Origin of the sequence: Pyrinomonas sp. (assembly GCF_040289685.1) — a bacterium.
In the GTDB taxonomy this organism is placed as follows: Bacteria; Acidobacteriota; Blastocatellia; order Pyrinomonadales; family Pyrinomonadaceae; genus Pyrinomonas.
The window spans coordinates 12,821-24,848 of the sequence record NZ_PSLQ01000005.1 but is presented as its reverse complement, the minus strand read 5'-3'; the positions used below and the strand labels follow the sequence as shown (position 1 = coordinate 24,848).

Below are 12,028 nucleotides of genomic sequence, written 5' to 3'. Positions count from 1 at the left end.
CACGAAGCGACGAACGCCGTTGCTCGCATGGGAATCGAAAGGAAGGTTCGCCATCGATCGGCACGGGAAGAAAGGCGTCGAAGGGTGAGAAGAGAGGGCGCTGTGAGATCGTGGTGAGCGTCTTGTATGGGCAGACAGAGCGAGAGCGCGCCTTGAGCGTTGCAAGCTGCGCTCTCGCTCGAAACTTTTCTGGCCCCTTCTTCGCTTCTGACGCTTACGTATCAGCGTTCATCCGTGACGCGCGCTTGTTTGACCGAGTGAATTAATCCCAAGGCTTGCAACGCGCGAATCGTCCACCAGTTGATGTCTATTTCATACCACGCCAGCCCATGGCGCGCCGAGGTCGGGTGAGCATGATGGTTGTTGTGCCATCCTTCGCCGAAGGTGAGCAGTGCGACCCACCAGTTGTTGCGCGAATCGTCCCGCGTTTGGAAGCGCTGCTGGCCCCACATGTGCGTTGCCGAATTGACGAGCCACGTCGCATGCAAGCCGATGGTGACGCGCAAAAAGACGCCCCACAACACCCACGGCCAACCGCCAAGCGCGTAAAGGACGACGCCCGACGCAATCAGCGGCACGTAGTAGAAGCGGTTGATCACCCGATGCACGCGATCTTTCATCAAATCGGGCGCATATCGTCGCAACGTCGCTTCCGGATGCTGTTGTGCTGTGCCGACCAGAATCCAACCGATGTGCGACCACCAACGGCCATCGCGCGGCGAATGCGGATCGCCTTCGTCATCGGCGTGCGCGTGATGTATGCGATGCGTGGCGACCCAGTTGATCGGACCGCCTTCGAGCGCCAACGTGCCACACAACGCGAGGAAATATTCGAACGCACGCGACGTCTTGAACCCCCTGTGCGTCAACAGTCGGTGATAGCCAACGCCGATGCCCAACCCGCCCGATACCCAGAGCAGAAAGAGCATCACCAAGAAACCCGTCCAACTCCAGTTAAAAAGCGCTACCACAGCGCCGGTGTGAAAGACGATCATGGCGACGGCAGTGGTCCAATTAAGCCCCGTGCGTCGCCACGTCTCCAGCGTTTTGGCCCTTCTACGTCTTGCAACCACGCGCGCGCGCGCTTGTTTCCCGAAGGTTCCTGCGTTCTGCATTCTTGATTCTCTCGCGCCGCCGCCCTTGAAGCGACGGCCTGCGGTCCTTTCCTCGATCCAATTGAAATCAATAAAGAGCGCATGATCGAAAGCGCCCCGAAGGGCGCCTTCCAAATATCGAGCTTACCAACGCGACGGACGGCGATGGCCACCACCGCTCGGACGACCGCTGCTCCGGCGATTGTCGCTCCGCTCTTCGCGCGGCCGCGCTTCATTCACCTTCAGGTAACGCCCGTCCAATTCCTTGCCGTTGAATTGTTCAATGGCCCGCTCGCCTTCCTCACGATTCGTCATCTCGACGAAACCGAAACCACGTGAGAGCCCCGTTTCGCGGTCCTCTATGACGCGCGCCGATTCCACCGCGCCCGCCTGCGCAAACAGATCCGTCAGATCTTGGCTGGTGGTCTGAAAAGCGAGGTTACCGACATACAATCTGATCGACATAAGATTTTTATCCTTTCTCCTCGATGAGGAGCGTAAAGAGAAGCCTCCAGAGCGCGCTTCGATGTTAACGGTAAACAACGAAGTCTTGGTTGATTGCCCGAAAGATAAGGCTCCTACCGTTCAACTTCAGCCCATCTCTCGAACCATCCAAAGACGCCGCCGCGACGCGGGGCGCATCACCGTTGATGCGCGAGAGAAGGAATGTGACGTCCGCAATCATGGACCATCGGGGCGGAAAAAGCAAGCCGCGACGGAAGTTTTTTTAACCGATACGAAAACGACACCTCAACGAACGTTTTTGTGCCTCGCAAGCGTCCGTGTTGTTTCAATCTCCGGTGTTTTTGCTTCCAGTGTGATGGATGAGCAAGGCGGATCGGTCTAGCTGGTCCAGCGAGCGCGTTAAGACATCTGCGCTACGTCGCGGATCACGAGATCGAAGGTTCCAGGCGCGACTTTACGGAAACGGCGGTTGCGATTGAGCGACACGGCGATGCTGATCGTTGGGTGCTGGCCGGTGAACTGGAAACCGCCCTCGAGCAATCGGTTGTAGATCTCGTTGACATGGAGCGGACCACCAGCCTCGCGCAAGAGCACTGCCGCAGCTTGCGGGATGGTCCGGTCGGCGAAGCGCGTGCTCTTCGGTTCGATGTCGGAGCGTACTGGCGGCGGTTGATGGCGTGCAGCGTGCGCGTTTTTGGCCTCATCGCGGCGCAGTGCCGCCTCGATCTCTTCATCGGAAGGGACCGAAAGCGCTATCGAGTTTGTGGAGCTGCTTGCACCGAGCACGGAAGAGAGGATCCGCAACATAGCCGCTTCCGTCTGATTGGCGAGCGCATCTACTTCGGCTAACTCCGTCCGCACCTTTTCGGCTTCGGCTTCAAGCTCGGCTAAGCGCGCGGCTAACCGCGCGCGCGTCGCCCGCGCTTGACGCAAGCTCTGCTCCAAAGTGGTCAAGAGGTTTTCGTCCGGCATCTGAGAAACTCACCAGCAAAAAGCGACGCGATCAAAAGACCGATCGGCATTCAACGCAAGCCACGTCTCCGTTCAAGCGACGAATCGGCAGCCGAAAGGAAACGATGAAGCCGATCACGCCTAAGCTTACTCAAAGTTCGACGAAAAGCAAGATCAACGATCGCGTTCGAGGATGTAGTTCGGGATGGCGCAGAGCGCTTCGCGGTAGATCGAACTCGGAAGCTTCTCGGCGGCGCAAGCCGCTGCGGCGAACTCCGCTGCCTTGGCGCGCGCCCGTTCCAACGCGCCGCTTTCTTCCGCCGCCCGCAACAACGCGGCGCGCGAGATCTCCGCATAACTTTCGGACCGCATCACCGCTTGCACTTTGCGTCGCATTTGCGGCACGCTCTCGAGCAGGTAGATGATCGGCAACGTCACTTTGCCTTCCAACAGATCGAGACCCGCCGGTTTGCCTAGAATCTCTTCCGTGCCGGTGAAATCGAGCAGATCGTCGATGAGTTGAAAGGCTGTGCCGAGGCACATCCCGTAATCGCACAGCGCTTTCTGCTGCTCCGGCGTTGCACCGCCCAAGATCGCGCCTATCTCACAACAAGCGCCGAACAGATAGGCCGTTTTACGCTCGAGCACGTCGAAATATTGCTCTTCCGAGATGTCGGCGCTCCCGAGCAGGGTCAGCTGCATCAACTCGCCCTCGACCATCTTGCGCGTCACTGCCGTTAGAATATCCAGAATGGGCAGCGAACGTTCGGCCAGACTCGTCTCAAAAGCCGACATGTAAAGCCAATCGCCCATCAAGACGGCGATCTGATTGCCGAAGCGCCGGTTGAGCGAAGCCCGATTGCGTCGCGTCTCGGCGTTGTCGATGATGTCATCGTGAACGAGCGTCGCCGTATGAAGGAACTCGACCACAGCCGCCATCCTCACGACGCTGTGGCGAGCGGCGTCTCCGCCGACGGCGCGCGTCGCTAGAAGCAACAAGGCCGGACGCACTCTTTTGCCACCTGCTGACCAGAGATATTCGTTCAGATGCGCGATGATCTGCACGCTCGAGCGCGCTTGTCGTTCGAGTTCCGCTTCGACCAATGCCAACTCCGGCGCGATCACACTAAAAATGCGCCGCGCGGAAAGTTGAACGTCATCGACAATGGCCGTGTTGCTCGACATCAGGTTCAAAAAGTCGCTTTCAGGTTCTTCCGCTCGCGGTAATCTAACGCGCACGTTTCTCAAAATGATCTCGATAAAGTTTCAACTGCAACCAAAAGGATGCAAAAACTTCGCGCAGCATAACAGATGGGCCGATCGTCTTTCAATCAGTGGCGCATCGGATCCATGTTGGTCTGCACGCTCTACTGCCTCCGCCGCGAAGCTCGTCGCAACCGCATCTTCGTCACACGCACAAAGATCGCGGTGGTCTCCGATGTGGATTGGCAAATCTCTTCAGGGCCCCCTCATCATAAATGACGATCACGGCAAGAGCGTCTTTATGCTCCCAACGCGAAAAAGGCGGGCGAAGTTCTCAGTCGTGTGCCGCCCGATCTCTTCTCGACTCATGCCGTGTATTTCCGCCAAAGAGCGCGCGACTTCGACGACATAAGCGGGCTCGTTGCGCTGCCCGCGATGCGGGACCGGCGCAAGATATGGCGAATCGGTTTCGATGAGAACTCGATCGAGCGGCACGCGGCGCGCGATCGAGCGTAGTTCGTCGGCTCTTTTGAAAGTCAAAATGCCGGCGAAAGAGATCATCAGGCCGAGCGCCAGCGCCTCTTCCGCTGCCCACGCGCTGCCCGTGAAGCAGTGCATCACGCCGCCGAGATCAGGCGACAACTCGCGACGCAAGATGGAGATCGTATCTTCATCCGCTGCGCGCGAGTGGACGATGACAGGCTTGCCCGCCGCGCGCGCAAGCTTCAATTGCGCGGCGAAAGCAAGCTGTTGCTGTTGGCGCGGGCTGTTGTCGTAGTGATAGTCTAGCCCGATCTCGCCCAACGCGACCACCTTGGGATGCTGGACCAAATCTTTCAAGCGTTCCGCAGCCGCTTCGCTGAAAAGGCGCGCATCGTGCGGATGGACGCCGACAGATGCATAGACCATCTCTTCTCGTTCGGCCAGTTCGATGGCGCGCTCCAGAGCGCCGCTCAAAGGGTCTCCCGTGCCGACGGTGAGCACGGCGACGACGCCCGCCGCACGCGCTCGTTCTAAAACTTGCGCGCGGTCGGAATCGAATTCCGCACTGTCGATGTGCGCGTGTGAATCGACGTACATGTTCGTTGATGCTCGACGAGCGATGCTCGGTCATGCCTTCTTTCGCCCGCACTGCGCGCGAGTCGAGGTCATTTGAGCTTCGCGCCGTTGGGCACGTCTTCCACAAACGTCGCCAACACAGGGCGATCCTCGGAGCCGACCGAAGCGGCCAGCACCATCCCTTGCGACTCGAACCCTCGCAGTTTGCGTGGCCTCAGGTTAGCGACGACGATGACCTTGCGACCGACGAGCTTCTCCGGTTCGTAGTAGCCGGCGATGCCAGCCAAGATTTGACGCGGTTCCGGTTCGCCCAAGTCAATGGTAAAGCGCAGGAGCTTATCTGATTTCGGCACCCGCTCAGCGGTCAGAATCTCGCCGACGCGAAGATCGATGCGGGCGAAATCCTCGATGCCGATCATCTCCGCGAGGGGCGCAGCCACGCCGGATGACGTTGCTCCTTGTGGCGGCGAAGTCGTTTCAGTTGAAGGCGCTTTCGCCGATTCTTGAAGGGTATGGGTTGGCTCTCCTCTGTTTTCGCGTTCTATTTCAGCCATAACCTTTTTGCGATCGAGGCGCGGGAAGAGCGCTTCAACCTCGCCGATGAGCGTTCCCGCGCGGAGTTCGCCCCATTTCAATTTCGCCGGATCGAGTTCGGCCGGGTCGCCCGTCAATCCCAGTTGCCGCCAGATGGCGCGCGTCGCATCCGGCAGCACCGGGTGCAACATGACAGCGAGCCATCTCAAAGTTTCCGCCGCACGATAGAGCACAGCATTCAACGTCTCGCGCTGACGTTCGTCCTTGACCAATTCCCAAGGCTTTGCATCCGAGAGCAACTTATCGGTGCGCGCGATCAAGCTCCAGGCAGCCTCCAACGCGCGGCTGAAACCGTATTCGTCAAACTGCGTCGTGAATTGGTCGCGCGCCAGCTCCAGCGTCGAAGCGTGGTCCGACGGATCCGGATTGACGCCCGCGCGTTTGGCTTGCAGATAGTTCTCTTGGCTGATCTCCGGCGACGGAATCGCTCCCGCGCAATATCGCGCGATCATCGTCAAGGTGCGGCTCACGAGGTTGCCGAGACCGCTCGCCAGATCGCTGTTCGCGCGCTCGATGACCGCTTCGTAGCTGAAACGCCCATCCTGCCCGAAGACCATCTCGCGCAGACAGAAGTAGCGCACCACATCGTTAGAGAAGTGGCGATGGAGCACGTCGAGATCGATCGTGTTGCCGAGCGTCTTGGACATTTTGCGCCCCTCGCGGTCGAGCCACATGCCATGAGCGACGATGGCGCGAGGCTGTTCCAATCCAGCGGCCATCAAAAAGGCGGGCCAGTAAACAGCATGAAAGCGTAGGATGTCTTTGCCGACCAGATGGACGGCGGGCCAAAACTTCTCGAAACCGATCGCCCGTTCACGCTCTTCGTTGCCGAAGCCGATCGCCGTGATGTAGTTGGTGAGCGCGTCGAACCAGACGTAAACCGTGTGCGCCGGATCGTCTGGCACCGGGATGGCCCAAGCGACGGAGCTTTTCAATCTGCTCACCGACAGGTCCTGCAATCCGGCACGCACGAAACTGACGACCTCGTTGCGCCTCTCCTCCGGCCAGACGAAATCTGGGCGCCGCTCGTACAGCTCCAGCAAAGCTTCGCCGTAATCCGAAAGGCGAAAGAAGTAGCTCTCCTCCGAGACGCGATCGAGCGGCGCTTCATGAACGAGGCAACGCGGCGATTCATCAGCCGTCGGCGGTTTGATGTATTCGTCTTCGGTCTTGTAGGCCGCGCAGGCGGCGCAAAACCACCCTTCGTAGTGCCCCTTGTAAATAGCCGCGCGCCCTTTAGGCGTGCGCGCGCGCGCGACACGACGCCAGAACTCCTGCACGCCGGCGTAGTGGAAGGATGCCGTCGTGCGCATGAAGATGTCGTAGCCGCCATGCGCACCGTCCAATCCGAACGCGGCGAACGTTCGTTGAAAAGTCTCGGCGACGCGATCGACGAACTCCTTCGGTTGAAGGCCAGCACGCTCGGCTGCGCGCTGCACGTTGATGCCGTGTTCATCCATGCCGGTTAGGAAAAGCGTCTCATAGCCGCGTTGACGTTTGTAACGCTTGAGCGCATCGGCGACCAAAGTGGTGTAGAGGCTGCCGAGGTGTGGCAAACTGTTGGCGTAATAGATCGGCGTCGTGACGTAAAAGGTCTTCATCTAGCTTGGAACGAATGACTCCTGAAATAGCGCCCCAATGGGACAAACGTTGATCCCGCTTGAACTTCACGAAGTCGAGATCCTACTTCGGCGTCGTTTCCCTTCTCGCCTTGGCAAACTCATCGTTCGGATTGTAGCGCGGCATCTCGCTCGCGTTGGCGACGCGCAAGCCGATGTCGAGCGCGATTTCAGCTTCCTGCACCGTGCCGCGTAGGTCCCAGGATGGATCGTACTCATCCGAAGGCTGATGATAACGTTTCGTGTTGTATTCGTTGAAACGTTCTTGTCCCCAACCTGCCGGACGCCCGATGAAATCCTCGCCGCTCTCTAGGCTAATGGCCGGCACGCCCGCTTTGGCGAGCGGGAAATGATCCGAACGGAAGAACGAGCCTTGTTCGGGTCGCGGATCGGAGCCGACTTTCAGTCCGCGATCCCGCGCCACGGCTTCGACCACCTGCTGCAAAGTCGAGCGGTTCGCACCCAAAGCGACGAAGTCGCGCGTCGTACCGAGGACGTTGAGCGCATCGAGATTGATGTCCGCCGCAATGCGGTCGAGCGGCACCGTCGGATATCGCGCGAACCATTCGGCCCCGAGCAGACCTTGCTCTTCAGCAGTCGTCATCAGAAACAGGACCGAACGGCGCGGACGCTCGCTCTCCGGCAACCTCGTCAGAGCATCCGCAATGGCGAGTACGGCGGCGACGCCGGTCGCATTATCCACCGCGCCGTTGTAGATCGCATCGCCGCGCGCGTCCGGTTCGCCGATGCCCAAATGGTCCCAGTGAGCGGTGTACATGACGTACTCGTTGCGCAACTGCGCGTCGCGCCCGGGCAGCAAGCCAAGCACATTGGGAGCTTCCACACGCTTCAGTTCGCTTCGAAGATCGATCTCGGCTTGCAGATTGAGCTTAACCGGCTTGAAATCGCGCGACGCGGCCCGACGACGAAGCTCGTCGAGATCGAATCCGGCGAGTTGAAACAAACGTTTGGCCGCATCGTTGGTGATCCACGAACGGAGTTTGAGATACGGCGTGGTGTCGTTCGCTGCGCGCGCCAGATCGTACCTCCACGACCCGTTCGACGTGCGCACAACGCCCCATGGGTAGCCTGCCGATTCGTCCGTGTGAATCAGAATCGCGCCCGCCGCTCCGCGCCGCGCCGCCTCCTCGTATTTGTAGGTCCAACGACCGTAGTAGGTAAGCGCGCGACCGCCGAAAAGATTGGGCTCTTCGCTGGTCGCTGGCGGATCGTTGACCATGATGACCAATATCTTGTCGCGGAAATCCTCCGGGTCACCCTTGTAGTCGTTCCAACGATACTCCGGAGCCTCGATGCCGTAACCGACAAAGACCAGCTCGGCTTTCAGCGCGACGCGGTCGGTCTGCGCGCCAGTGCTCGCAACGTATTCGTCACCGAAATTGAAGCTCGCCTCACGCCCGTTGCCACGCACGATGAGTTTGGTCGAAGGGTCGGCTTTGACGCCGACCAATCGAACTGGCTGAAAGTAACTGCCGTTTACGCCAGCAGGCTCTAATCCCATCGCCTCGAACTGCGCGGCGATGTATTTGGCCGCCAACTCGCCACCGCGCGTCCCCGGCGCACGTCCTTCAAGCAAATCATCCGACAAGAACTTGATGTGCGCGCGAATGGCCCTTTCGCTCACTCTTGGGCCAGCCGCAAAGACGGAACCGCCGAAATCAGAGGTCAAAGAGATCATCGCTAGACAAAAAAGAAGAAACGAAATCGGGAAGAACAAAGCCCGTTTGGCAGAAGGTCCAACCCTCATCGCTTGCCTCTTGCTCCCTCCTTCCATCGAAAAGCAAAACGTTATATTTTAACCGAAATGTGCTCCGTCTGCCGAATCCAGGCTCGGAAAATCTCTCGCGGACGAGCTTGCGCGGTATCGGCGAGGGTGGCGCCGTCCGTGGCAACCGCCTCTCGCTTCGCCGCCCGGAGCGGTCATGATGAGCACGCAATTGAACCTCTTCCCTTGACAAACCCGTGTGGACCAGCGCATCCACGCCGCTTCTCCGGTTTGCGAACATGCGATCAAACTTTTCCCTTGATGAGCGCCATCGCTTCAGCGCGCGTCCGCTGATCTTTGCGGAAGCCGCCGCGAATGGCTGAGGTGATGGTGAGCGATCCCGGCTTTTTGACGCCGCGCACGGTCATGCAAGTGTGCTCAGCCTCGATGACGACCATCACGCCGACCGGCTTTAAAGCTTCGTAGAGCGTGTCAGCGATCTGCGATGTCAGACGCTCTTGAACCTGCAACCGCCGCGCGAAGGTATCGGCGAGCCGGGCCAGTTTCGACAGCCCGACGATGCGACCATCTTTCGGGATGTAGGCGATGTGGCAGCGCCCGACGAACGGCGCAAGATGATGTTCGCAGAGCGAAGCGATTTGGATGTCTTTGACGATCACCATCTCGTCGTGCGTATCGCCGGGCAACGGCACGATGTACTCTTGTGGATCTTCATCCATGCCCGCGGTCAGCTCGGCATACATTTCGGCCACGCGCTGCGGTGTGCGGCGAAGACCGGGCCGATCGGGATCCTCGCCGATCCCTTCGAGAATCAAGCGTACGCCTTGCGCGATCTTGTCGAGATCGACTTGGCGCCGCACAGGCGCTTCGACGACCTCTTCGTCCGGTTCCGTTGCAGAAAATTGCGTGTTCATCCTCTATGCTCTCCCATCAAGCGAAACGCGCTCAGACTCCGACGAGAATCAGGCTATTCGGGCCACGCTCGCCAAGAGCCGTCTTCGGCAGTTGGGTTGATAGCCTACGACTAACTGTTCGGCCCGCGCTCACCAGTGGCTGTCTCCCTTCGTCGCAAAGGAATCGTTTCGTGCTCGCCAAGAGCTGGCTTTGTTTATCAGGAGACTAACTTGGAGAAGGCGGCGCGCGCAGCCGCTTCCACCTCGCGCAGCGGCACACCACATCTTTCAGCCACCGCGCGACACCGCTCGTATTCGGGCGTGCCGCCGATGATCCTCCCATGCAGACGGGCGACCTTGATCGCCACCGGTCCGTATGGCGTCTCCACATCGAGCGAAGCGCGCTCGAGCGCCCGTCGTTCGACTTCGTGCGCCCTCACGCCGAGCGTCGTCGTCTCTTTGAAGAGCAACTCCATCATGCGCTCTTTGTCCTGCACACGGCAGAGCACAGAGATCAACACTCCGGGACGGTTCTTCTTCATCTGTGCGGGCGTGAAGAAGCAATCAAGCGCTCCGGCCTGAAGGACCCTTTCCATCAAGTGGCCGAGAAGCTGTGGCGAAGCGTCATCGACGTTGGTCTCCAACATGAACAGCCGTTCGCTTGCCGCCTCGCCCGGGGCTTCGCCGATCAGCACGCGGAGCGCATTCGGAAACCTTCTATATTCGCGTGCGCCAGCGCCGTAGCCGAAACCATCGAGCTTGATGATGGGCATCGGTCCGTATGAATCGCAAACCGTGCTGATGATGGCCGCGCCTGTCGGTGTGACCAATTCGCCCTCGATATCAGTCGCATAGATGGGTGCGCCGCGCAATAATTCGACCACCGCTGGCGGCGGAACGGGGAAACGCCCGTGCGCCATCTCGACCGTTCCGCGCCCGACGTGAAGCGGAGAAGCGACGAATCGCTCGATGCCAAGGGCTTCAAATCCGATGCAGGCGCCGACCACATCAACAATGGCATCGAGCGCGCCCACTTCATGGAAGTGTATGCGTTCGACGGGCACGTTGTGAACGCGCGCCTCGGCCTCTCCCAAGCGCGTGAAGATAAGCGATGCGCGCGCCTTCACATCGTCGCTCAATCGCGATTCGCCGATGATGCGGAGCACGTCGCTCAAATGGCGATGCGCTTTCGCCTCGCTCGTGCGTACCTCGACGCGCATGCAACTGATTCCGGAGCGATCCACTGGGCGAAAATCCAAGTCGTATCCGGAAACGCCGAGCAGCGCCAAACGCTCGCGCAAAATTTGCGGCTCGAGTCCAGCGGCAACCAACGCGCCCAAGATCATGTCGCCGCTCGCGCCGGCAAAGCAGTCGAAGTATAAGGTTCTCATCATTATTCGCGAACCCGTAAGGTCATTTCGCCTTGTTTGCAGTCTCGCCTTGCGCTCTCATCGTTGGCCGATTTACGACGCGATCCAGCAGCGGAAGCAGATCGCCAGCGCGCCCGCGCAAAGATTCGTGACAGATGCTGGAGAGCGGAGTCTCTTCCGGGTTGATCTCGACGAGAAACGCGCCCGCATCGCGCGCCATCTCCGGCAACATGGCTGCCGGATAGACGATGGCCGAGGTCCCGATGACGAAGCAAACGTCGCACTGGCGCGCGGCTCGCCCGGCTTGCGCGAAAACCTCGGTCGGCAAAAATTCGCCGAAGAGCACGACATCAGGGCGCATTTCGCCGCCGCAAGCGCGACATTTCGGTGGTCGTTCGCCCGTATCTTCGGTCCGCAAGTCTCTCCGCGCGCTGCATTTCAAGCAACGCGCGCGCCATATTTGGCCGTGAAGCTCCAAGACGTCGCGCGAACCGGCAAGCTCGTGTAATCCGTCTACGTTCTGCGTGGCCAGCGTAAACTCGGCGAAAACATCTTGCCAACGCGCAAGCGTCAAATGTGCTGGATTTGGTTGCGCTTGTTCGACGATGGCGCGCCGATAGTCAAACCACGCCCACACTTCCAAAAGGTCTTGCTCGACCATGATCGCCGAAGAGATGACGCTAAACGGCATCCCTTTCCAAACGACCGCGCCGCCACCACCGCGAAAAGTGGGCACGCCCGATTCTGCCGATACGCCTGCCCCGGTCAAAACGAAAACGCGCTGCGCCGTTTTCAAACGCTCGCGCAAGCGCGCCGAAATAGCTTGTTCAAAGGCTCGATGCATCGCAAGAAGGATGATGGTAGCAGAGCGCTCCGCCGAGCTGTCAAGGAAGCGATCCGCTCCTTGTGCGACGCTGCGTCGCGCAGAGAATTTCTCGGAGAGGGGCGTCACTCGAATCGGCAGAAGGATCGCTCAGCCTCCCGCCGCCCGAAGTCCGATTTCGGAATGCTCAACTTGCAACAGATGTGTTGG

10 protein-coding genes are annotated in these 12,028 nt (G+C 59.5%); all 10 read right to left on the bottom strand.

The window, feature by feature from the left end; translation table 11 throughout:
* Window positions 1-221: 221 nt before the first annotated feature.
* Window positions 222-1,115: an acyl-CoA desaturase gene (locus C4334_RS02340; RefSeq protein WP_352430473.1), complete on the bottom strand. Its 894-nt coding sequence runs from the start codon at window positions 1,113-1,115 to the stop codon at window positions 222-224.
* A gap of 123 nt (window positions 1,116-1,238) precedes the next feature.
* Complete coding sequence (gene rbp, locus C4334_RS02335; protein WP_352430472.1) at window positions 1,239-1,559, bottom strand: RNA-binding regulator; 321 nt, start codon at window positions 1,557-1,559, stop codon at window positions 1,239-1,241.
* Window positions 1,560-1,958: 399 nt separating this feature from the next.
* Window positions 1,959-2,531 carry a hypothetical protein gene (locus C4334_RS02330; protein ID WP_352430471.1) on the bottom strand — a complete coding sequence of 191 codons (573 nt, stop codon included), beginning with the start codon at window positions 2,529-2,531 and terminating at the stop codon, window positions 1,959-1,961.
* A gap of 153 nt (window positions 2,532-2,684) precedes the next feature.
* The gene (locus C4334_RS02325; protein ID WP_352430470.1) at window positions 2,685-3,695 is read right to left on the bottom strand and encodes a polyprenyl synthetase family protein; all 1,011 of its coding nucleotides are present in this window, start codon (window positions 3,693-3,695) and stop codon (window positions 2,685-2,687) included.
* A gap of 300 nt (window positions 3,696-3,995) precedes the next feature.
* Window positions 3,996-4,793, bottom strand: a complete 798-nt coding sequence (locus tag C4334_RS02320; protein ID WP_352430469.1) for a TatD family hydrolase — start codon at window positions 4,791-4,793, stop codon at window positions 3,996-3,998.
* 68 nt (window positions 4,794-4,861) lie between these two features.
* Window positions 4,862-6,967, bottom strand: coding sequence for a methionine--tRNA ligase (gene metG / locus C4334_RS02315; protein ID WP_352430468.1), 2,106 nt, complete (start codon window positions 6,965-6,967; stop codon window positions 4,862-4,864).
* Between the two features lie 82 nt (window positions 6,968-7,049).
* Entirely contained in the window at window positions 7,050-8,684 is a 1,635-nt protein-coding gene (locus C4334_RS02310; RefSeq protein ID WP_352430467.1) for a M28 family peptidase, read from the bottom strand.
* Between the two features lie 332 nt (window positions 8,685-9,016).
* Window positions 9,017-9,646, bottom strand: coding sequence for a GTP cyclohydrolase I FolE (gene folE / locus C4334_RS02305; RefSeq protein WP_352430466.1), 630 nt, complete (start codon window positions 9,644-9,646; stop codon window positions 9,017-9,019).
* A 197-nt stretch (window positions 9,647-9,843) separates the two neighbouring features.
* Window positions 9,844-11,019, bottom strand: a complete 1,176-nt coding sequence (gene larC / locus C4334_RS02300) for a nickel pincer cofactor biosynthesis protein LarC (protein ID WP_352430465.1) — start codon at window positions 11,017-11,019, stop codon at window positions 9,844-9,846.
* A 19-nt stretch (window positions 11,020-11,038) separates the two neighbouring features.
* Window positions 11,039-11,839 (bottom strand): SIR2 family NAD-dependent protein deacylase, encoded by an 801-nt coding sequence (locus C4334_RS02295; protein ID WP_352430464.1) that lies wholly within the window; start codon window positions 11,837-11,839, stop codon window positions 11,039-11,041.
* Window positions 11,840-12,028: the final 189 nt, after the last annotated feature.